Annotated in this window: 18 protein-coding genes and 5 tRNA genes; 5 read left to right on the forward strand and 18 right to left on the reverse strand. The window is 62.0% G+C overall.

The window, feature by feature from the left end:
- Positions 1–42: 42 nt before the first annotated feature.
- Together leuD and leuC are read right to left on the reverse strand one after the other, a co-directional pair.
- The gene (gene leuD, locus PspR32_RS18185; RefSeq protein ID WP_036996470.1) at positions 43–687 is read right to left on the reverse strand and encodes a 3-isopropylmalate dehydratase small subunit; all 645 of its coding nucleotides are present in this window, start codon (positions 685–687) and stop codon (positions 43–45) included.
- On the reverse strand, positions 684–2117 hold the full coding sequence (leuC, locus tag PspR32_RS18190) for a 3-isopropylmalate dehydratase large subunit (RefSeq protein WP_159388989.1): 1434 nt from the start codon (positions 2115–2117) through the stop codon (positions 684–686). Before leuC ends, leuD begins: the two co-directional genes overlap by 4 nt.
- A gap of 130 nt (positions 2118–2247) precedes the next feature.
- Between leuC and PspR32_RS18195 the strand changes: the two genes are divergently transcribed.
- Both PspR32_RS18195 and PspR32_RS18200 read left to right on the forward strand, forming a co-directional pair.
- Positions 2248–3132 carry a LysR family transcriptional regulator gene (locus PspR32_RS18195; protein WP_010223251.1) on the forward strand — a complete coding sequence of 295 codons (885 nt, stop codon included), beginning with the start codon at positions 2248–2250 and terminating at the stop codon, positions 3130–3132.
- A gap of 61 nt (positions 3133–3193) precedes the next feature.
- Positions 3194–6490: a sensor domain-containing protein gene (locus tag PspR32_RS18200; RefSeq protein ID WP_100782039.1), complete on the forward strand. Its 3297-nt coding sequence runs from the start codon at positions 3194–3196 to the stop codon at positions 6488–6490.
- A 475-nt stretch (positions 6491–6965) separates the two neighbouring features.
- Here PspR32_RS18200 and PspR32_RS18205 read toward each other — a convergent pair whose 3' ends face one another.
- From PspR32_RS18205 to uvrB, 11 genes are all read right to left on the reverse strand, one after another.
- Positions 6966–7412, reverse strand: coding sequence for an Hsp20 family protein (locus PspR32_RS18205; RefSeq protein ID WP_010223248.1), 447 nt, complete (start codon positions 7410–7412; stop codon positions 6966–6968).
- Between the two features lie 115 nt (positions 7413–7527).
- Positions 7528–8487, reverse strand: coding sequence for a tRNA dihydrouridine synthase (locus PspR32_RS18210; protein WP_159388990.1), 960 nt, complete (start codon positions 8485–8487; stop codon positions 7528–7530).
- A gap of 49 nt (positions 8488–8536) precedes the next feature.
- Positions 8537–8977, reverse strand: coding sequence for an acyl-CoA thioesterase (locus PspR32_RS18215; protein ID WP_036996474.1), 441 nt, complete (start codon positions 8975–8977; stop codon positions 8537–8539).
- A 44-nt stretch (positions 8978–9021) separates the two neighbouring features.
- On the reverse strand, positions 9022–9855 hold the full coding sequence (locus PspR32_RS18220; RefSeq protein WP_036996475.1) for an alpha/beta fold hydrolase: 834 nt from the start codon (positions 9853–9855) through the stop codon (positions 9022–9024).
- Positions 9856–9883: 28 nt separating this feature from the next.
- Positions 9884–10423 (reverse strand): TetR/AcrR family transcriptional regulator, encoded by a 540-nt coding sequence (locus tag PspR32_RS18225; RefSeq protein ID WP_159388991.1) that lies wholly within the window; start codon positions 10421–10423, stop codon positions 9884–9886.
- A gap of 179 nt (positions 10424–10602) precedes the next feature.
- Positions 10603–10678: transfer RNA gene (locus PspR32_RS18230), tRNA-Glu, on the reverse strand.
- 44 nt (positions 10679–10722) lie between these two features.
- A tRNA-Ala gene (locus PspR32_RS18235) sits at positions 10723–10798 on the reverse strand.
- A gap of 53 nt (positions 10799–10851) precedes the next feature.
- Positions 10852–10927 (reverse strand) — tRNA-Glu (locus tag PspR32_RS18240).
- 79 nt (positions 10928–11006) lie between these two features.
- Positions 11007–11082: transfer RNA gene (locus PspR32_RS18245), tRNA-Ala, on the reverse strand.
- A 322-nt stretch (positions 11083–11404) separates the two neighbouring features.
- On the reverse strand, positions 11405–12886 hold the full coding sequence (gene gltX / locus PspR32_RS18250; RefSeq protein WP_100782042.1) for a glutamate--tRNA ligase: 1482 nt from the start codon (positions 12884–12886) through the stop codon (positions 11405–11407).
- Between the two features lie 87 nt (positions 12887–12973).
- Positions 12974–14989, reverse strand: coding sequence for an excinuclease ABC subunit UvrB (gene uvrB, locus PspR32_RS18255; RefSeq protein WP_010223239.1), 2016 nt, complete (start codon positions 14987–14989; stop codon positions 12974–12976).
- Positions 14990–15297: 308 nt separating this feature from the next.
- On the opposite strand from uvrB, the gene PspR32_RS18260 reads away from it, so the two are divergent.
- Positions 15298–16494, forward strand: coding sequence for an amino acid aminotransferase (locus PspR32_RS18260; RefSeq protein ID WP_010223238.1), 1197 nt, complete (start codon positions 15298–15300; stop codon positions 16492–16494).
- 62 nt (positions 16495–16556) lie between these two features.
- Positions 16557–16632 (forward strand) — tRNA-Asn (locus PspR32_RS18265).
- Positions 16633–16736: 104 nt separating this feature from the next.
- On the opposite strand, the gene PspR32_RS18270 is transcribed toward PspR32_RS18265, so the two are convergent.
- The 4 genes from PspR32_RS18270 to PspR32_RS18285 all read right to left on the reverse strand — a co-directional run bounded on the left by PspR32_RS18270 (position 16737) and on the right by PspR32_RS18285 (position 19735).
- The gene (locus tag PspR32_RS18270) at positions 16737–17318 is read right to left on the reverse strand and encodes a DUF1285 domain-containing protein (RefSeq protein WP_010223237.1); all 582 of its coding nucleotides are present in this window, start codon (positions 17316–17318) and stop codon (positions 16737–16739) included.
- A gap of 10 nt (positions 17319–17328) precedes the next feature.
- Complete coding sequence (locus PspR32_RS18275) at positions 17329–17934, reverse strand: DUF4823 domain-containing protein (RefSeq protein WP_036996478.1); 606 nt, start codon at positions 17932–17934, stop codon at positions 17329–17331.
- Between the two features lie 66 nt (positions 17935–18000).
- Positions 18001–18969 (reverse strand): GTP 3',8-cyclase MoaA, encoded by a 969-nt coding sequence (locus tag PspR32_RS18280; RefSeq protein ID WP_010223235.1) that lies wholly within the window; start codon positions 18967–18969, stop codon positions 18001–18003.
- Between the two features lie 127 nt (positions 18970–19096).
- A complete protein-coding gene (locus PspR32_RS18285; RefSeq protein WP_010223234.1) occupies positions 19097–19735 on the reverse strand; it encodes a TetR/AcrR family transcriptional regulator in 639 nt (212 codons plus the stop codon).
- Positions 19736–19807: 72 nt separating this feature from the next.
- Here PspR32_RS18285 and PspR32_RS18290 point away from each other — a divergent pair, with 72 nt between their 5' ends.
- A complete protein-coding gene (locus PspR32_RS18290) occupies positions 19808–20941 on the forward strand; it encodes an aminotransferase class V-fold PLP-dependent enzyme (RefSeq protein ID WP_036996480.1) in 1134 nt (377 codons plus the stop codon).
- A 231-nt stretch (positions 20942–21172) separates the two neighbouring features.
- Here PspR32_RS18290 and PspR32_RS18295 read toward each other — a convergent pair whose 3' ends face one another.
- Positions 21173–21955 carry a TatD family hydrolase gene (locus PspR32_RS18295; protein WP_036996481.1) on the reverse strand — a complete coding sequence of 261 codons (783 nt, stop codon included), beginning with the start codon at positions 21953–21955 and terminating at the stop codon, positions 21173–21175.
- Positions 21956–21975 lie beyond the last annotated feature (20 nt).

The following is a 21975-nucleotide window of genomic DNA, read 5'->3' on the forward strand; positions in this document are numbered from 1 at the left end:
CCGGTCTTGCCGGCGATGGCGTCAGCCGGTTCACCGTATTAGTCAGACGTCACGAAACAACCAGGGCTGGCTAGCCCGATGCTTGGCTTCAAAGGCGGCGATCGCATCGCCGTCCTGCAAGGTCAGGCCGATGTCATCCAGGCCGTTGAGCAGGCAGTGCTTGCGAAACGCGTCGATCTCGAAGCTCAGCACCTTGCCGTCCGGGCGGGTCACGGTCTGCGCCTGCAAGTCCACGTTCAACTGGTAGCCAGGCTCGGCTTCGACCTGCTTGAACAGCTCATCGACCTCTTGCTCGCTGAGGATGATCGGCAGCAAGCCGTTCTTGAAGCTGTTGTTGAAGAAGATGTCGGCGTAGCTCGGCGCGATGATGCTGCGAAAGCCGTATTCTTCCAGGGCCCAGGGCGCATGCTCGCGGCTCGAACCGCAACCGAAGTTCTCGCGGGCGAGCAATACGCTGGCCCCCTGGTAACGCGCGTGGTTGAGTACGAAATCCGGGTTCTGCGGGCGCTTGCTGTTGTCCTGGTACGGCTGGCCGACATCCAGGTAGCGCCATTCATCGAACAGGTTGGGGCCAAAGCCGGTGCGCTTGATCGACTTCAAGAATTGCTTGGGAATGATCTGGTCGGTGTCGACGTTGGCACGGTCCAATGGCGCGACAAGGCCAGTGTGCTGGGTAAAGGCTTTCATGCTGCGCTCCCTTGGATCAACTCACGTACATCGATAAAACGGCCGGTAACGGCGGCGGCGGCGGCCATTGCCGGGCTCACCAGGTGGGTACGACCACCGGCACCCTGGCGCCCTTCAAAGTTGCGATTGGAGGTGGAGGCGCAATGCTCGCCACTCTCCAGGCGGTCGGGGTTCATCGCCAGGCACATCGAGCAACCCGGTTCACGCCACTCAAAGCCCGCTTCGAGGAAAATCTTGTCCAGGCCTTCTTTTTCCGCCTGGGCTTTGACCAGGCCCGAGCCCGGCACCACGATCGCCTGCTTGATGGTCGCGGCCACCTTGCGGCCCTTGGCGATTTCGGCGGCGGCGCGCAGGTCTTCGATGCGCGAGTTGGTGCAGGAGCCGATGAACACCCGGTCAAGCTGGATGTCGGTGATCGCCTGGTTGGCGCTCAAGCCCATGTACTTCAAGGCCCGTTCGATCGAGCCACGCTTGACCAGGTCGGCTTCGGCAGCCGGGTCCGGCACGTGCTGGTCGACGGCCAGGACCATCTCCGGCGAGGTGCCCCAGCTGACCTGCGGCTTGATCTGCGCAGCGTCCAGCTCGATCACTGTGTCGAACACCGCATCGGCGTCGGACACCAGGTCTTTCCAGGCTTCGACCGCTTGTGCCCACTGCTCGCCTTTGGGCGCATACGGGCGGCCCTTGACGTACTCGATGGTTTTTTCATCGGTAGCCACCAGGCCAACCCGGGCACCGGCTTCGATGGACATGTTGCAGATGGTCATGCGGCCTTCGACCGACAACTCGCGAATGGCGCTGCCGGCAAATTCCATGGCATGGCCGTTGCCGCCTGCGGTACCGATCTTGCCGATCACGGCGAGGACGATGTCCTTGGCAGTGACGCCGAACGGCAATTTGCCTTCGACGCGCACCAGCATGTTCTTCATTTTCTTGGCCACCAGGCACTGGGTCGCGAGCACGTGCTCGACCTCGGAGGTGCCGATACCGTGGGCCAGGGCGCCGAAGGCACCGTGGGTCGAGGTGTGCGAGTCGCCGCAGACCACGGTCATGCCCGGCAAGGTCGCGCCCTGCTCCGGGCCGATGACGTGGACGATGCCCTGACGCACGTCATTCATCTTGAATTCGACGATGCCATACTCGTCGCAGTTTTCATCGAGGGTCTGAACCTGCAAACGCGAAACCTGGTCGACAATGGCGTCGATACCGCCCTTGCGCTCAGGAGTGGTGGGCACGTTGTGATCAGGCGTGGCGATGTTGGCATCGATGCGCCAGGGTTTGCGATTGGCCAGGCGCAGGCCTTCGAAGGCTTGCGGCGACGTCACTTCGTGAATGATGTGACGGTCGATGTAGATCAGCGCCGAACCATCGTCGCGCTGCTTGACCAAATGCGAATCCCAGAGCTTGTCGTAAAGCGTTTTGCCGGCCATCAGACTGTTCCTCATCAGCGTCTTTCTATGCCAATAACCCCTTGGCTTGTACGGACGATGCTATGCCGGTAGATTGAATAACTCAAATTCATAATTTTTATGCTTTGGATAACCAAAAGGAATTCGAGTAGTGGACCTGGCCAACCTCAATGCCTTTATCGCGATCGCCGAGACCGGCAGCTTTTCCGGGGCCGGCGAACGCCTGCACCTGACCCAGCCGGCGATCAGCAAACGCATCGCCGGCCTTGAGCAGCAGCTGGATGTGCGCCTGTTCGACCGCCTGGGCCGCGAGGTCAACCTGACCGAGGCCGGCCGCGCCTTGCTGCCGCGCGCCTACCAGATACTCAATGTGCTGGACGACACCCGCCGGGCCCTGAGCAACCTCACCGGTGAAGTCAGCGGGCGCCTGACCCTGGCCACCAGCCATCACATCGGCCTGCACCGCCTGCCACCGCTATTAAGAGCCTTTACCCGCCAGTACCCGGCGGTGGCGCTGGACATCCAGTTTCTCGATTCAGAAGTAGCTTACGAAGAAATCCTCCATGGCCGAGCGGAAATTGCCGTAATCACCCTGGCCCCGGAGCCCCACCACCTGGTACGCGCCGTGCCGGTATGGGACGACCCGCTGGACTTCGTCGCCGCCCCCGAGCATCCACTGGCGCGCAAGGGCGCGGTGAGCCTGGCCGACATTGCCCACCATCCGGCGGTTTTTCCCGGCGGCAACACCTTCACACACCATATTGTCCAGCGCCTGTTCGAAGCCCAGGGCCTGGCACCGAACATCGCCATGAGCACCAACTACCTGGAAACTATCAAGATGATGGTTTCCATCGGCCTGGCATGGAGTGTGTTGCCACGTACTATGCTCGATGAGCAGGTTGCGCCCATCGCCTTGCCGGGCATACAGCTGTCGCGCCAGCTAGGCTACATTCTGCACACCGAGCGAACGTTATCGAATGCCGCCAGGGCCTTTATGGCACTGCTCGACAGCCAAGCAAGCCCCTTGAACCACTGAGGTAGCATCCGGGCAAGCCTGCCCGCTCAAGGACGCGTTATCTGCCAAAGGTCTGGTATCGATGCCCAAATCAGCAAACCGTTTTCCGCGCATGCCCCGAATTCATGCGGCGGACCCTCAGGAATCGGAGCAAACCTGGGAAAACGCCCCGCAACTGCTGGCGGCACTCAACGGTGCGCGCCTGGGTGCCTGGTTCTGGGATGTCGAGACCGGGCAGATCAGCTGGTCGCGCGGCACCCAGGCACTGTTCGGCTTCGATCCGCACCACCCACTGCCCAACGACCTGGACTACCTCGAACTAGTGCCCATGGAAGACCGCCCCCGTGCCCTGCAGGCATTTCATGCAGTGGTCAATGGCGAGCCGGTGGAGCAGGCCCTGCGCCATCGCATCCGTTGGCCCGATGGCAGCCTGCACTGGCTGGAAATCAATGGCAGCATGACCAAGGACCGCAGCGGACGGCGGCAAATGGTCGGGGTAATCCGCGAGATCACCCGTCAACGCGAACGGGAAGCGGCGCTGATCAACTCGGAAAAGCGCTTCGCCACCCTCTTCCACCTGAGCCCCAATGTCATCCTGCTGACCCGCCGTGCCGACGGCATGATCTACGAGGTCAACCAGCATTTTGAGAACATCCTCGGCTGGCCGGGCCACCAGATCATCCACAAGAGCACCCTGGAGCTGGGCCTGTGGGTCCATCCACAGCAGCGCCACCAGGTACTGGCGGCGACCAGCGGCACCAGCGGCCCGGTGACCCTCGAAGTGCAGTTTCGCGGCAGCAACGGCGAAATTCACGACGGCATTCTCTGCACCCAGAATATCGAGCTGGAAGGCACCGCCTACCTGCTCAGTACCTTTGTCGACACCAGCGAACGCAAGCGCGCCGAACAAGCACTCAAGGACAGCCAGGAACGCCTGGACCTGGCCCTGGACTCGGCGCAACTGGGCACCTGGGACTGGCACATCCCCAGCGGCATGCTTTACGGCTCGGCGCGCGCGGCCCAGTTACACGGCCTTGAACCGGCCCCCTTTCACGAATCCTTCGAGGCGTTTTTCGAAGGCGTGCCGGAACTGGAGCGCAGCACCATGCGCCAGGCCTATCGCAGCCTGCGTGAAGGCCCGGCCGGCAACTACCAGATCACCTACCGCATCCAGCTGGAAGATGGCACCTCGCGCTACATCGAAAGCCGTGCACGGCTGTACCGCGACGAACAAGGCAACCCGCTGCGCATGGCCGGCACCTTGCTGGACATCAGCGACCAGGTCGAACGCGAACAGCGCCTGACCAGCTCCGAAGAAAAGTTCGCCAGCCTGTTCCAGGCCAGCCCCGACCCGATCTGCGTCACTCGCCAGGACAGCGGCCAGTTCATCGAGATCAACCCGGCCTTTACCCAGGTGTTTGGCTGGAACGCCGAGCAGGTACTGGGCAACACCGCCGAACAGATCGGCCTATGGGCCGAGTCCGCCGAACGCGCCCGACGCATCGAACGGGTGATCCGTGACCAGGCCCTGAACAACGTCGCCGTGGTGGTCAACCACAAGGACGGCCAGCCGCTGACCTGCGTGATCTCCAGCCGCCTGATCAAGGTCGACAACCAGCCCTGCAGCGTCACCACCCTGCGCGATATCACCCAGCAGCAGCGCGCCGAGGCGGCGCTCAAGGCCAGCGAAGAGAAATTCGCCAAGGCGTTTCACTCCAGCCCCGATGCCATCACCATCACCGAGCGCGACAGCGGCCGCTACCTGGAGGTCAACGATGGCTTCTGCCGCCTGACCGGCTACAGCGCCGCCGAAGTGATCGGCCAGACCGTGCACGACATCGGCATCTGGGCCGACGACAAGCAGCGCGCGGCGCTGCTCAGCGAATTTCAGGAAAAAGGCCGTGTGCATCACCGGGAAATGCTCGGGCGCAACAAGCGCGGCGACATTCTTACCGTCGAGGTGTCGATCGAGCCGATCAACCTCAACGAAACCGAGTGCCTGCTGCTCACCGCCCGCGACGTCAGCCAGTTGAAGAACGCCCAGGCGCAAATCCGTCACCTGGCCTACCACGACCCGCTGACCAACCTGCCCAACCGCGCCCTGCTGATGGACCGCCTGAGCCAGCAGATCGCCCTGCTCAAGCGCCACAACCTGCGTGGCGCCCTGCTGTTTCTCGACCTCGATCACTTCAAGCACATCAACGATTCCCTCGGCCATCCGGTCGGCGATACGGTGCTCAAGATCATCACTGCGCGCCTGGAAGCCAGCGTGCGCCTGGAGGACACCGTCGCGCGCCTGGGCGGTGACGAATTCGTGGTCCTGCTCAGCGGCCTGGAAGGCAGCCGCGAGGAAGTCACGGAGAAAGTCCGCGAACTGGCCGACACCCTGCGCGAACTGCTGGCCGAGCCGATGTCGCTGGACGGCCAGCGCCTGCAGGTGACGCCGAGTATCGGCGTGGCGCTGATCCCCGACCACGGCTCGACCCCGGCCGACCTGCTCAAACGCGCCGACATCGCCCTGTACCGGGCCAAGGATTCCGGGCGCAACACCACGCAAATGTTCCACACCACCATGCAAAAGGCCGCCAGCGAGCGCCTGCGCATGGAAAACGACCTGCGCCTGGCCTTGGCCCGCGGCGAACTGGCCCTGCACTTCCAGCCCCAGGTCGATGCCCGCGACAACCGCATCGTCGGTGCCGAAGTGCTGTTGCGCTGGCACCACCCGCAACTGGGCCAGCAGCCGCCGGCGCAGTTCATCCAGGTGCTGGAAGAAAGCGGGCTGATACTGGAAGTTGGCAGCTGGATCCTCGACGAAGCCTGCGATGCCTGTGCCGGCATGCTACGCGACGGCCTGATCGCTCCGGACGACTTCAGCCTGTGCGTGAACATCAGCCCGCGACAGTTCCGCCAGAACGACTTCGTCGAGCGGGTGATGCGCAGCCTCGACGACTTCCGCCTGCCGCACAGAATCCTCACGCTGGAGATTACCGAAGGCATCGTCATTCAGAACCTGGAAGACACCATCAGCAAAATGCGCGAGCTCAAGGCCTTGGGCGTGAGCTTTGCCATGGATGACTTTGGTACTGGCTACTCTTCGCTGACCTACCTCAAACGCCTGCCGGTGGACGCCCTGAAGATCGACCAATCGTTCGTCCGCGACGCACCGCTGGACCCCAACGACGCCGAGATCGTCCGCGCCATCGTCGCCATGGCCCGCAGCCTGGACCTGGCGGTGATCGCCGAAGGGGTGGAGCTGTCGGAGCAGCTGGAGTTTCTCGAGCGGCTGGGGTGTCATTTGTACCAGGGGTACCTGCATAGCCGGCCGTTGCCGCTGGGGGAGTTTCGGGCGATGTTGCTTGAAGCGCCGGCAGGCTACTAAAGCGACCGAAAATGTAGGAGCGGGCTTGCCCCGCGATAGCGCCCTGCCTGCCAAATCGCATCGCGGATCAAGCCCGCTTCCACAAAGCAAGAGCGAAGCGAATTGTGCTCTTGATCTTGATCTGCTTGTGATCTTGATCTACCGGCCCCGTTAACCAGAAGGGCCGAGTGCAGGTGTTGCGAAGGGGCTAGTGCGCAGCACCTTCGGCGTTAGCCGAAGTTGCGAAACGTAGAGTTGCTTGCAACTCGTAGTTCGCAATGCCCCGTAGCGACACCGTAGCGAGGGAACCCGAAGCGCAGCGTAGGGCCCCTGGTGGGGCAAGCCCTTTGGTTACTTTGGGGCGACTGCCAAAGTAACCCGCCGTAAGGGCGGAAAGGTGACTCAGCACCACCCTCGCCAACGGATAATCACCAAAAACCAAAGACCATAAAAAAGGGCACCCGAAGGTGCCCTCATCAACATCAACATCAACCAATCAATTCAGAGCAGGCTTGCCATCCCCATTGATCGGGATCCGCTTGGCCTTGGCCTCTTCCGGCACGATCCTCAGCAGATCAATGCTCAGCAGCCCGTTAGCCAGACCAGCCGCCTTGACCTCGATATGGTCAGCCAACCGGAACGACAACTTGAACGCCCGTTGGGCAATGCCCTGATGCAGATAGGTAACGCTTTCAGCGTTGCTGTCACGCTTGCCGCCAGTCACGGTCAAGACGCCTTTTTCCACTTGCAGATCCAGATCCTGCTCCTGGAAACCTGCCGCAGCAACGACGATTCGATAGTGGTCATCGCCATGTTTTTCAACGTTGTAGGGAGGGTAGCTGCTACCCGCCTCATTACGCGCCGCAGATTCGAACAGGTCGTTGAAACGGTCGAAACCCACGGAATGACGGAACAGTGGAGCCAGAGAAAAAGCAGTAGTCATGATGCATCTCCTGAAAATCAGCGAGGTTGTGTAGTAGCGCGACCCGACTTCGGCATCGCGTACTCCCTAGATAAGGACCCTCGCCTGCTTTTCAAGCAACCCTGCAAATTTTTTTTCAGGCCGCCTCGCAGGCCGGCACACCGATCAACTGCCCGACCCGGTCACAGTCGGTTTCCCGGCGCAATTCAGTGAACAGCGCCACCGCCTCGGGGTAGGTGCGGGTCAACATCGCCACCCACTGTTTCAAGCGCCCCGGTGCCTGGCGCGGCGTCATCTGCGCCCGGGCCTGGCCCCAGAAGTCCCGGATCAGCGGCAGCAAGCTGTGCCAGTCCATGGGCACGAACTCGACACCATCACGTTCGGCGGCGATCTGCCGGGCAAGGTCCGGGCGCGAAACCAGGCCACGGCCCAGCATGATGTCTTCAACACCGCTGACTTCTCGGCAACGCCGCCAGTCTTCCAGGGTCCAGACCTCGCCGTTGGCATACACCGGCACCTTGACCACGTCCTGCACCCGCGCCACCCACTCCCAATGGGCAGGCGGCTTGTAGCCGTCGACCTTGGTTCGCGCATGCACCACCAATTGCTCGGCGCCGCCTTCGGCCAGGGCCCGGGCACAGTCCAGGGCGCCGTCGGGGCTGTCGAAGCCCAGGCGCATCTTGGCCGTGACCGGAATATGCGCAGGAACCGCGCGACGCACTTCTCGCAAGATGGCATGCAGCAGCTCTGGTTCCTTGAGCAACACCGCACCGCCACGCGACTTGTTCACGGTCTTGGCCGGACAGCCGAAGTTGAGGTCGATCACCGGCGCGCCCAGCTCACAGGCCAGCACCGCGTTTTCGGCCAGGCACACCGGGTCGGAGCCCAGCAATTGCACGCGCAACGGCACCCCGGCAGCGGTCTGCGCGCCCTGGCTCAGCTCCGGCGCGAGCTTTTCGAAGGTGGCCGCCGGCAACAAGCGGTCGCAGACCCGAATGAACTCGGTGACACACCAGTCGATGCCGCCCACCTGGGTCAGTACGTCGCGAAGAATGTCGTCGACCAGCCCCTCCATCGGGGCCAGGGCAATTTGCATGGGTTGCATCTCGGCTGGAAAAGGCCGGCAGTCTAGCAAAATCCGCGACCTACAGCGCTCCGGCCATCAGCGCCGGGCCATAGCCGTCAATAAACTCGCCCGGCATGCGCTTGGGCCGCCCCGTGGATAACTCAATGCAGACGAAGGTGGTCTGCGCGCGCAGCAAGGTGGTGCCGTCGCTGGGACGAACCAGCTGGAAGCGCCGGGTCATTTTCAGCCGTTGGTCCCAGTCGACGATCCAGGTTGCCAGTTGCAACTCGTCGTCTTCATAGGCGGCGGCAAGGTAGTCGATTTCGTGGCGGACCACGGCCATGGCCCGGTCCAGGCGCCGGTACTCGGCCAGGTCCAGCCCCAGGCGCTGGGAGTGGCGCCAGGCGCAACGCTCAAGCCAAGTGACGTAGACTGCGTTGTTGGCGTGGCCGAGGCCGTCGATGTCGTCGGCAGCGACCCGCAGGTCGATGATGAACGGTGTTGCCAGATCCCAACTCATGCCCGCTCCAGGTCCGTGGTGAACGGGCAGAGTGTACCGGATGCTCAGGCCGATTGCCGCGCCGGTGAACTGCTGCGCTGCAGCAACGCCAGCACCCCCTCGACCAGTTGCGGGTCAGCCAGCACGCGCTGATGGCCGCCGTCAGGCAGGCGCAGCAGGCGGCTGTCGAACCAGGCCCGGTGAATGGCGTCGGACTCCTTGACCGGTACCAGCGGGTCATCCTCGGCATGCACGATCAAGCCAGGCAGCTCCAATTGGTAGCCACTGACATCAAGGCGGGCAATTTGCACACCGACATCACGCTCGATCTGGCGGATAAACGCCGCCCGCGCCCGTGCCGGCATGCCCAGGTGCCGCGCAAAGCCACGGACCACGCCAAGCAACTGGGCTGGCGCGGCGATGCTCACCGCCACTTCGGCGCGCAGGCCCCACTGCAGGGCCAGGAGCATGCTGGCACCGCCCATGGAGTGGCCGATCACCGCCTGCAGCGCCGGCAGTTCGGCGGCGGCCTCAAGCAAGGCCCGGGCAAACAGCACCACATTGGCTTCGCTACCCGGCGAACGGCCATGCGCCGGGCCTTCCAGCGCCACGGCGGTGTAGCCAGCCTCGACCAGGGTGTCGATCAAGCGTGCGAACTGGGTTGGGCGCCCTTCCCAACCGTGCATCAACAGCACTGTCGGGCCCTGGCCCCAGCGCAGCGCAGAAAGCCCGAAGCGCAAGGTGATGCGCTCGGCACGGGCCAGCAGTGGCAGCTCCCATTCCCGTGGCGGCAGGTTGCGCGGGGTCATGAAGGCCCGGCGCATCTTGCGCGCGACATGCTCCGGCGCAATGTGCCCAAGGGTGCCGTTGACGCTACGAATCCAGCTCAAGGTATTCATCGCTTTGCTCCGGTGGATAGCGCGTGGTTCAGACAACCGCCGACTTGGCGGCACGCAGGATGCGGTCAGACAGCTCGCCAGTGCCCAAAGCGCGGGCCAGGGCCAGGCCACCGATCATCAGGGCCATGTCGGCCAGGACCTTGTCGGCCTCCTCAGGGCTGTCGGCAAGATTGGCCATCATCAATTCGATGTGCTCGGACAGCACCGCCCGGAAGGCCTCCGGCAGGCGCGCCATTTCGCCCAGCGAGGTGGGCAGCGGGCAGGCGCGCTCGGTGGCGTCGCGGTGCTTGCGAGAAAGATAAAAGGCGGCGACCAGGGCACGGCGCTCCTCGCCACTCATGTTCGGGTCGACTTCGGCGAGTAGCGCCCGACGCTCGTCCAGCAACTGGCGAAAGGCTTCGAGCATCAGCGCGTCCTTGCTGTCGAAATGGGCGTAAAAGCCTCCGACAGTCAAGCCGGCAGCCCCCATTACCTGATTGACGCTGGGCTCGGCCGGGCCGTGCTGAATCAGCGCACTGCAGGCTGCATCGAGAATCCGTTCGCGGGTTTTCGCCTTTTTGTCGTTCATGCTCGCCTCCAAAATATTATGGTTAGAATATTATTCTCATAATATTTTTCCGCAAGCAGAAAGTGCTGCCGCTTGTCGCGTCAGGCAAGAGAGGGTTGGGGGGAAAGTTTTTTCGAGGCAAAAACAAAAGGCTCATTCAATAATCGAATGAGCCTTGAAATCCCACAAAGTGGGTAAAATGGCGTCCCCTAGGGGACTCGAACCCCTGTTACCGCCGTGAAAGGGCGGTGTCCTAGGCCACTAGACGAAGGGGACTTGTAACCTTCGTGCAGATCCGTTTTCACGAATCCTGGCAAAATTGGTGGAGCTAAGCGGGATCGAACCGCTGACCTCCTGCATGCCATGCAGGCGCTCTCCCAGCTGAGCTATAGCCCCAGATTTTTAGCCTCGCGGCCCAGCAACTTCTTTCGACGTTGCTTGTGTGAAACTGGCGTCCCCTAGGGGACTCGAACCCCTGTTACCGCCGTGAAAGGGCGGTGTCCTAGGCCACTAGACGAAGGGGACGAACCTTCTTACCTTACCAACCTGGTCGCTGGAACCCGGTTGATTTCGCAGTCAGCCTAGCTGACTACGAATCGGAATTTGGTGGAGCTAAGCGGGATCGAACCGCTGACCTCCTGCATGCCATGCAGGCGCTCTCCCAGCTGAGCTATAGCCCCACAATGTCGCTTTGAACTGAACCGCTTGGCTGGGTGCTTCGCGTTTCGTTTCGTTCATCGCTGTGGACGGGGCGCATATTAAGATCGGATGGCGAACCTGTCAAATATATTTTCAACAAAATTCAAAAAAAATTTCCGAGATAACAAACACTTACCGCCCGAAACCGGGAAACACCCCGTATTTACTGGGGTGCAACCGCTCTACTACAGCTAATTCCCTACCCGCCATCCTGGCCTCATCGCTGGCAAGCCAGCTCCCACAAAGCTCCCCCGTGGGAGCTGGCTTGCCAGCGATGGGCTGCAAAGCAGCCCTGAAAAGCAATCAGGCGATGGTGCCCAAGAGCTTTTCCCACTCTTTGTTTTCTTTCTTCGACACACCACCAAGCAGGTCCAGGGCCTGGCGCAGGCGGTAGCGGGTCAGGTCCGGGCCAAGGATTTCCATGGCATCGAGCACCGAGACAGAACTGGCCTGGCCGGTGATCGCGGCAAACATCAGCGGCATGGCGTCACGCAGCTTCAGTTCCAGGGCGTCGACAACCGCCTGGATGCAGCCGGTGATACGGTCTTTTTCCCACTGGCGCAGGCTTTCGAGCTTCCACAGGATCAGCTGGATGACCTGGCGTACCTGGTCGGCCGAGAGTTTCTTGCTCTCGAACAGCTTGGCATCGAGCTTGAGGCCACCTTCGAAGAAGAAGCCGCCCAATGGCACAACCTGGCTGAAGGTCTCTACCCTGCCCTGCACGTGCGGTGCGATCTGCATCATGTAGTCGCGATTGAACGCCCACTTCTGCAGGCGCGCGGCGAACTCTTCCACCGGCAGGTCACGCAGCCACTGGCCGTTGAGCCACGACAGCTTCTCGATGTCGAAAATCGGCCCGCCGAGGGAGACGCGCGACAAGTCGAAGTGCTCGACCATCTCGGCCAGGGAGAACTTCTCGCGCTCGTCCGGCATCGACCAGCCCATGCGGCCCAGGTAGTTGAGCATGGCTTCAGGCATGAAGCCCATGCGCTCGTAGAAGGTCACCGAGGTCGGGTTCTTGCGCTTGGACAGCTTGCTCTTGTCCGGGTTACGCAGCAGCGGCATGTAGCACAGGGCCGGTTGTTCCCAGCCGAAGTACTCGTACAGCTTGATCAGCTTGGGCGCCGACGGCAGCCACTCTTCGCCGCGCAGCACGTGGGTGATGCCCATCAGGTGGTCATCGACGACGTTGGCCAGGAAGTAGGTAGGCAGGCCGTCGGTTTTCATCAGTACCTGCATGTCCATGCGATCCCACGGAATCTCGACGTCGCCACGGAGCATGTCCGGGACCACGCAGACGCCTTCGCTCGGCACTTTCATGCGGATCACGTGCGGCTCGCCAGCGGCCAGGCGGCGCTGCACTTCTTCTGCCGACAGCAGCAAGGCGCGGCCGTCGTAGCGCGGGGTTTCGCCGCGGGCCATCTGCTCGGCGCGCATCTGGTCGAGCTCTTCGGCGGTGCAGAAGCACGGGAAGGCGTGACCAAGGTCAACCAGCTGCTGGGCATACTGCTTGTAGATATCGCCGCGCTCGCTCTGCCGATAAGGGCCGTGCGGGCCGCCGACGTCCGGACCTTCGCTCCACTCGATGCCGAGCCAGCGCAGGGCGTCGAAGATCTGCTGTTCCGACTCGCGGGTCGAACGCAACTGGTCGGTATCTTCGATACGCAGGATGAACTCGCCGCCGTGCTGCTTGGCAAAGCAGTAGTTGAACAGGGCAATGTAAGCGGTGCCGACGTGGGGATCGCCAGTAGGCGATGGCGCGATACGCGTGCGAACGGTGGTCATGGACAGTCTCGAACTAGAGATGAAACAAAGGCGGGATGTTAACAGGGAGCGGGCATCGGGCTCCAGCAATGGGCGCGATCGTCGCCCTCACGCCGTGATCATGCGCTCGCGCAACGCGGTAATTTCGTCGCGCAGTTGCGCCGCCGCCTCGAACTCCAGGTCGCGCGCCAGCTGGTACATCTTCTCTTCCAGCTGCTTGATGCGCTTGGCGATCTCGCCCGGTGAGCGCAGCTCGGCTTCGTAACGGGCGCTCTCCTCTGCCGCCTTGGCCATGCCCTTGCGCTTCTTGCTGCGCGAGCCGGGCACGTTGGCGCCTTCCATGATGTCGGTGATGTCCTTGACCACACCCTTGGGCACGATGCCATTGGCGGCGTTGAAGGCAATCTGTTTGTCGCGGCGCCGCTCGGTCTCGCCAATCGCCCGCTGCATGGAGCCGGTCATGTTGTCGGCATAGAGGATCGCGCGACCATTGAGGTTACGCGCGGCGCGGCCGATGGTCTGGATCAGTGAACGCTCGGAACGCAGGAAGCCTTCCTTGTCGGCATCGAGGATCGCCACCAGCGACACCTCGGGCATGTCCAGGCCTTCACGCAGCAGGTTGATGCCCACCAGCACATCGAAGGTGCCCAGGCGCAGGTCGCGGATGATCTCGACCCGCTCGACGGTGTCGATGTCCGAGTGCAGGTAGCGCACGCGCACGTCGTGGTCGGCCAGGTAGTCGGTGAGGTCTTCGGCCATGCGCTTGGTCAGGGTGGTCACCAGCACCCGCTCTTCCACCGCCACGCGCTTGCGAATCTCCGAGAGCAGATCGTCGACCTGGGTGGTGGCCGGGCGCACCTCGACCTGCGGGTCGACCAGGCCGGTCGGGCGCACTACCTGCTCAACCACGCGGCCGGCATGTTCGGCTTCGTAGTTGCCCGGGGTCGCCGAGACAAAGATGGTCTGCGGGCTGACCGCCTCCCATTCATCGAAACGCATCGGCCGGTTGTCCAGCGCCGAAGGCAGGCGAAAACCGTACTCGACCAGGGTTTCCTTGCGCGAGCGGTCGCCCTTGTACATGGCCCCGACTTGCGGAACGCTGACGTGGGATTCGTCGATCACCAGCAGGGCGTCGTCCGGCAGGTAGTCGTAAAGGGTCGGTGGCGGCGCCCCGGCCGGACGCCCGGACAGGTAACGCGAGTAGTTTTCGATGCCGTTGCAGTACCCCAGTTCGAGGATCATCTCCAGGTCGAAACGGGTGCGCTGCTCCAGGCGCTGGGCTTCGACCAGCTTGTTGGCCTTGTGCAGGTACTCAAGGCGCTGGGCCAGTTCCACCTTGATACCGTCCACCGCCTCCAGCAGCGTCTCGCGCGGGGTCACGTAGTGGCTCTTGGGGTAGAAGGTGAAGCGCGGCAGCTTGCGGATCACCTCGCCGGTCAGCGGATCGAAGGCGGCGATGTTTTCCACTTCGTCATCGAACAGCTCGATGCGGATGGCTTCCAGGTCCGATTCGGCCGGGAAGATGTCGATCACATCACCGCGCACGCGGAAAGTGGCGCGGGCAAAGTCCATCTCGTTGCGGGTGTACTGCAGGTCGGCCAGGCGGCGCAGCAGCGCGCGCTGGTCGAGCTTGTCGCCGCGATCCACGTGCAGGACCATCTTCAGGTAGGTTTCCGGGCTGCCCAGGCCATAGATGCAGGAAACGGTGGTGACGATGATCGCATCGCGCCGCTCCAGCAGCGCCTTGGTCGCCGACAGGCGCATCTGCTCGATATGGTCGTTGATCGAGGCGTCCTTCTCGATAAAGGTGTCGGAGGACGGCACGTAGGCTTCAGGCTGGTAGTAGTCGTAATAGGACACGAAATACTCCACGGCGTTGTTCGGGAAGAACGCCTTGAACTCGCCGTACAGCTGCGCTGCCAGGGTCTTGTTCGGCGCCAGCACCAGGGTCGGGCGCTGCACCTGGGCGATCACGTTGGCGATGCTGAAGGTCTTGCCCGAGCCGGTCACCCCGAGCAGGGTCTGGTGCGCAAGGCCCGCCTCGATTCCTTCGACCATCAGGCGAATGGCCTCGGGCTGGTCGCCGGCCGGCTGGAAACGGGTGACGAGCTGGAACTCGGACATGACAAACCTCTGTGTGATCGCGATGGTTTCATCGCTGGCGCGGGCAACTGTATTTATAGACAGTAGTTATACCGAATTTAGGGCCCCGAGCGCCAGTTTCAACTCAGTGTTGCGGGCATTTCTGACGATGGACCGGTGAAATCGACTAACGGTCGAAAAATATTCGGCCAAACAGCAGGAAAAGCTGCGACAGACTGTCGCCGTGACCAGCCAGTATCACTATACTGACTCCCCGTTTGTGCACCGCTCTAGTGCAAGCGACTGGAGCGTGCGACCTCTTCCACTCTCCATTCAGAGCCAAGGTAATAATGAGCCTGTTTTCCGCTGTCGAGCTGGCACCACGCGACCCCATTCTGGGCCTCAACGAAGCTTTCAACGCCGATACCCGTAGCAACAAGGTCAACCTGGGTGTGGGTGTTTACTGCAACGAAGAAGGGCGTATCCCACTGCTGCGCGCAGTGATCGAAGCCGAAACCCAGCGCGCTGCCCAGCACGCTTCCCGCGGTTACCTGCCGATCGACGGTATCGTCGCTTATGACCAGGCCGTGCAGAAGCTGCTGTTCGGTGCCGAGTCGCCGCTGTTGAGCGCCGGTCGCGTGATCACCACCCAGGCCGTCGGCGGTACCGGCGCCCTGAAGATCGGCGCCGACTTCCTCAAGCAACTGTCGCCGAACGCCGTCGTCGCCATCAGCGACCCGAGCTGGGAAAACCACCGCGCGCTGTTTGAAACCGCCGGTTTCCCGGTGCAGAACTACCGCTACTACGACGCCGCCACCCACGACGTCAACCGCAGCGGCATGCTCGAAGACCTCAACGCCCTGCCGTCCGGCTCGATCATTGTGCTGCACGCCTGCTGCCACAACCCGACTGGTGTCGACCTGACCCCGCAAGACTGGAAAAACGTCCTCGAAGTAATCAAGGCCAAAGGCCACGTGCCGTTCCTCGACATGGCCTACCAGGGCTTTGGCGACGGCATCAGCGAAGACGCCGCCGCCGTACGCCTGTTCGCCGAGTCGGGCCTGAACTTCTTCGTTTCCAGCTCGTTCTCCAAGTCCTTCTCGCTGTACGGCGAACGCGTTGGCGCACTGTCGATCGTCACCGAGTCCAAGGAAGAGGCCACTCGCGTGCTGTCGCAGGTCAAGCGCGTGATCCGCACCAACTATTCCAACCCGCCAACCCATGGCGCCACCATCGTCGCCACCGTGCTCAACAGCCCAGAGCTGCGCACGATGTGGGAAGACGAGCTGGCCGAGATGCGCCTGCGCATCCACGGCATGCGCAAGCAGATGGTCGAGCTGCTGGCCCAGTACGGCGCCAAGCAGGACTTCAGCTTCGTCGGTCGCCAGTGCGGCATGTTCTCCTACTCGGGCCTCACCGTTGAGCAGGTCGCCCGCCTGAAGAACGAATTCGGTATCTATGCGCTGGATACCGGCCGCATCTGTGTCGCCTCGCTCAACCAAAGCAACATCCATGTGGTGACCAAGGCGATCGTTGAGGTTCTGTAATTACTGAAATGCACGGGGGAGGCTTGACTTCCCCTTAGCAATCAGTAAGATACGCCACAGATTCCGCGATAGCTCAGTCGGTAGAGCAAATGACTGTTAATCATTGGGTCCCAGGTTCGAGTCCTGGTCGCGGAGCCAAACACCTGAAAAACCTCCAGTTGCCCTGAGCACTGGAGGTTTTTTCGTTTCTGCCCGAACAGAAGTTTCGCTACTGGCTATAGGATTCGGTCACCGGCAGCGGCTCATCCACCAGGCTCCATACCGGCAACCTGGCCAATGGGGTAGAAGCGGCCACCACTCCAGACACCCAGCCACTGCTGGCCATCAATCTGCCGCGGCACCGCCAGCTCGACCAACTGGTAGAAGACGTTGCGGTGGATCAGCGCTTCGAGGTTGCTGCGCATGTGCACATACGGCGAAGGCTCCTGGGTTTGCGCATCGATCTCAAAGCGTAGCGGATGCTCGGGGCCAGCCTCGACCTGGTCGTCGACATTGCTGGTAAAACGCAGCAGCTGCTGCTCGCCTTCGCCCTGCACTTCAAGGCTGACAGCGACAAAGGGCGCGTCATCGACCTTGATACCGACCTTCTCCACCGGCGTCACCAGGAAGTAGTCGTCACCGTCGCGGCGAATGATGGTCGAGAACAGCCGCACCATCGGTTTTCGCCCGATTGGCGTACCCAGGTAGTACCAGGTGCCATCGCGGGCGATGCGCATGTCGATGTCGCCGCAAAAATCCGGGTTCCACAGATGCACGGGCGGCAGGCCTTTTTCTGCCTTGGGAATCTGCGCCAGCAGATCACTGGCCTTGCCGGTATCTTGCATCACCCTCTCCTCAACGACTCATGCCTAACAGGCTGCGAGCGTAATCCTCAAGCGGGGACCTGAGCAAATCTTCCGGCTTGTTGTCATGGAACGTCAGCAAACCGCCGCGGCTTTTGATCTGCGCGGTGTCGATCAGGTAACGGGTGCTGGTTTCGATCAGCATCAGTTGCACCACCCCGGTATCGATGCCCAGGCGGTCAACCGCCTGTTCGTCGTACCACTCATCGCCATTGCCGATGCGATCATCGGTGCGGGCAAAGCGGGTGTACAGCAGGTAATGGGCGCCGACTTCACGCGCCTCGATCAGCGCCTGCTCCAGGCCCAACGGCGCCGGGGCGCGGCGAACCAGGGGGAAGTACTCGATAAAACCCTTGAAGGCCTCTTCGGCCACCACGTTAGGGCGCGGATACGGGCCCTTGCCCGGCGGCACGAAGGCACCCTGGCCAATGTAAATGAATGAATCAGGCTGCAGGCGCACCGACAGCGAACGACGGGTGTCGCTGTGATCGAGCAGACCGGCATCGCTCATGTGATATCGGGCGCCCTCGCCCATATCGCTGACATTCATGCAGCCGCCCAGCGCCGTCAGCGCCAGCAGCAAAACCAGGCTACGCATCTATCCTCCAGTGGCCGGTGACGGAAAACCGGCGAACGGCTGGCAGATGCAGCTTTTGCGCCAGTCTTAGCCGCCAATGATCTTCATCACCGTCGCGCCGCCGGAAAACGCCACCGACTGCTTGTCGCCAAGGGCTTTGACCAGCAAGCCCTGCAGCGCCGGCAAGGCCTGATGGCGCGGCTTGTCGAGCAGATCGCCGATATAGTGACGGTTGCTCGACGACAGGCAACCGTGCAGCCACCCGGTGGACGACAGGCGCAAGCGCGAGCAGGTGCGGCAGAACGGTACGCTCTCGTTGGCGATAATGCCGAAGTAGCCCTGCCCCGGGATCTGATAGCGCAAGGCGGTGGCATCCACCGGTGCATTGGCCTGCAGGTACTCGTACTGCCCGCCAATCAATTGCAACAAGTGCTCGAGGCTGACGAACTGCTGCAAAAAGGCATTGCTGTCGCGAGCCAGGTGCCCCATGCGCATCAGCTCGATGAAGCGCAGCTCGTAGCCGTGGGCCAGGCAATACTCCAGCAGCGGCAGGACCTGGTCGAAGTTCTGCCCGCGCAGCGGCACCATGTTGACCTTGATCTTCATGCCCGCGGCGCTGGCCTGGCTCATGCCGTCCAGCACGGTGGCCAGGTCGCCGCCACGGGCAATGCGCCGGAAGGCGTCCGGGTCAAGAGTATCGAGGGAAACGTTAAGACGACGGATACCCGCCGCGCGCAGCAAGGGCAGCTTGCGCGCCAGCAACTGACCATTGGTGGTCAGGCTGATTTCATCCAGGCCGAGGGTGGCGATTGAAGCGAGGAAGGTTTCAAGCTTGGGGCTGACCAGCGGCTCGCCACCAGTGACGCGCACCCGCTCGATGCCGGCAGCCTCCACCAGGTAAGCTACGCCACGGGCCATGGCCTCGGCCGAGAGCTCGTCCTGGGCCGCGACCAGACGCTTGCCGTCCGGCACACAATAGGTACAGGCGTAGTTGCAGGCAGCCGTCAGGCTGACACGCAAATTGCGAAAACGCCTGCCTTGGCGGTCGACGATCATGGGTGACTCCGGCATGGGTGAATCGGGCCTGCAAAACCTGACTCAAAAATCAGGTTTTTGCAAGCCTCATACCTGAGTATATTCCTCGCCACCCAATCCCAGTAGCGCCATGGTTTGGCTGAATGTCTCAGCTACCGGTGCTATCCGGGTCGCGCTTGCGCTTGTTGCCCATGCGCACGCCGATGTCCATGAGGAACTGGAAGAAGCCTTCCTGATCTTCCAGCACATTGCTCCAGAACGGCGAGTGATAGAGCGCCACCGCCCCATGCACCAGTGCCCAGGCAGCGCAGTAATGGAAGTACGGCGGCACGTCTTCGAGCTTGCCTTCGCTGATGCGGCCCTTGATCAGCAGGGTCAGGCGGTCGAAGTTGGAGGCGCGGATCTTGTGCAGCTCCCCGACCATCTCCGGCACCTGGTTGCCCTTGACCACCTTCTCTTCGAGGCGGTCGAACAGGCGGTAGCGCTGCGGATCACGCATGCGGAATTCGAAGTAGGCGCGCGACAGGGCTTCCTTGTCGCGGTCGACGTCGGCAGAGTGCAGCAGTTCGTTCAAATCGCGCTCGTAGTCGAGCATCAGGCGCAGGTAGATCTCCGCCTTGGATTTGAAGTGCTTGTAGATCGTGCCTTTGCCGATACCGACGGCATCAGCGATCATCTCGACGGTGACACTGTCTTCACCCTGTTCGAGAAACAGCTTGAGCGCGGTATCGAGAATTTCTTGCTCACGGCGACGAAACTCACGGACCTTACGAGGTTCTTTCTGCATAAGAAGGACTGGATCAAAATCGAAGCCGGTTATTATGCCTAACTTGCGCCAAAATGCACGGATCATCCAACCATGTCTATGTTTCTTGATGAGTTTGAACAGGCCCCGGGCCTTCGCTATCTGAACCATGCTGCCGTGGCACCCTGGCCGAAACGCGCCAGCCAGGCGGTTTCGCGCTTCGCCAACGAGAACGTTTTGCTCGGCGCAAGGGACTATCCGGACTGGCTAGCCATGGAGCAGCGTCTACGTGAACGCCTGATGCGCCTGACGAACGCACCGTCGACGGATGACATTGCCTTGGTCAAGAACACCTCCGAGGCATTGTCTTTCGTCGCCTTCGGCATCGACTGGCAGGCCGGCGACCAGATCGTCATCAGCGACGAAGAGTTCCCTTCCAACCGGATCGTTTGGGAGGCCCTGGCCGACAAAGGCGTCAGCGTCATTCAGGTCAGCCTCAAGGGCAGCGACCCGGAAGGCGCCTTACTGGCTGCCTGCGGCCCCAAGGTACGCCTGCTGGCGATCAGCGCCGTGCAGTTCGCCAGCGGCCTGCGCCTGGACCTGCCGCGCCTGGGCCAAGGCTGCCGTGATCGCGAAGTGCTGTTCTGCATCGACGCCATCCAGCAATTGGGCGCCCTGCCCTTCGACGTCCAGGCCTATCAATGCGACTTCGCCATGGCGGATGGCCATAAATGGCTGCTCGGTCCGGAAGGCCTGGGGGTGTTCTATTGCCGCGCCGAGGTGCGCCCGCTGCTCAAGCTCAGCGAGTACGGCTGGCACATGCTCGAGCACATGGGCGACTACACCCGCAGTGAATGGCAACCGGCCCACAGCGCCCGGCGCTTTGAATGTGGCAGCCCGAACATGCTCGGGGCCGCGGCACTGGAAGCCAGCCTGTCGTTGCTCGAAGACGTGGGAATGGATCGCGTGGCAGCCGAGCTGCAGGAACGGGTGCAGTGGCTCAATGAGGGCCTGGCCGCAATACCCGGGGTAACGCTGCACAACCCGCAAGACCCGGCGCGCCGCTCAGGGATTGTGTCCTTCAGCATTGAAGGGGTTGAAAACCTGCAGGTCTATCAGCAGCTCAAGCAGCAACAGGTGATATGCATCCCACGAGGCCCGGGCGTTCGATTTTCCCCGCACTTCTACACACCTAAGCAGATAATCGAAGAAACTCTGGCGATTGTGCGGCAGATTGCAGAGCGATGAGTGCTCAGCAGCCGCAGCCGTATTCCAAATCTGTTTAAAAAACGAGCAGCTGATGCTGGCGGCGCGCCAATCCTGACCAATACTTCAGGTGTTGACGCGGCGCATCCCCCCAAGTGGCGCGTCGATAAAGGTGCTCAGGGACCGCGTACCTTTGTTTTACTCCTAATGGTCTTAACCCGGATTCACCCCCCAGAACCCGGGTTTTTTTTGCCTGTTTTTCAGCAGGCGAACTCAGCTTACCCGCGCCAACGGAAACAGCCGCTTGAAGTTCGCGGTGGTCTGCTCGGCCAATTGCTCATAGCCCTCGCCGCGTACCATCGCCACGAACTCCGCCACTTCCCGTACGTATTGCGGCAGGTTGGCTTTACCGCGATAGGGAATGGGTGCCAGGTACGGCGAATCGGTCTCGACCAGCAGGCGATCGGCCGGTACTTGCCGCGCCACGTCGCGCAGTGCATCGGCATTGCGGAAGGTGACAATGCCCGACAACGAGATGTAATAGCCCAGGTCCAGCGCCGCCCTGGCCATGTCCCAGTCTTCGGTGAAGCAGTGCAGCACGCCGGCCTGCGGCAAATCTGCTTCGCGCAGCAGTGCCAGGGTATCGGCACGCGCCGCGCGGGTATGGATGACCACCGGCTTGCCCGTGACCTTCGCCGCCTCCAGGTGCAGGCGGAACGAGTCCTGCTGCACCTGGGCCGCTTCCGGTTCGTAGTGATAGTCCAGGCCGGTTTCACCGATGGCCACCACGTGCGGGTGCTCAAGCTCCTTGAGCAACCAGTCCAGCGCCGGCGCACCGTCAGGGGTGAGGTCCAGCGGGTGGATACCCACTGAACAGTCGACATCGCTGTAGCGCTCGCTGAGGTCCTTGACCGCCTGGGCGTTGTCGGCGCTGACGCCGATGCACAGAAAGTGCCCGACGCCACGCGCGCGGGCAGCATCAAGCGCCGCATCCAGGGAGCCCTGGTGGGCGGTAAGGTCTAGACGGTCGAGGTGGCAATGGGAATCTACAAGCATGGGCACATGACAACGCTGAA

This window comes from Pseudomonas sp. R32, assembly GCF_009866705.1.
GTDB classification, from domain to species: domain Bacteria; phylum Pseudomonadota; class Gammaproteobacteria; order Pseudomonadales; family Pseudomonadaceae; genus Aquipseudomonas; species Aquipseudomonas donghuensis.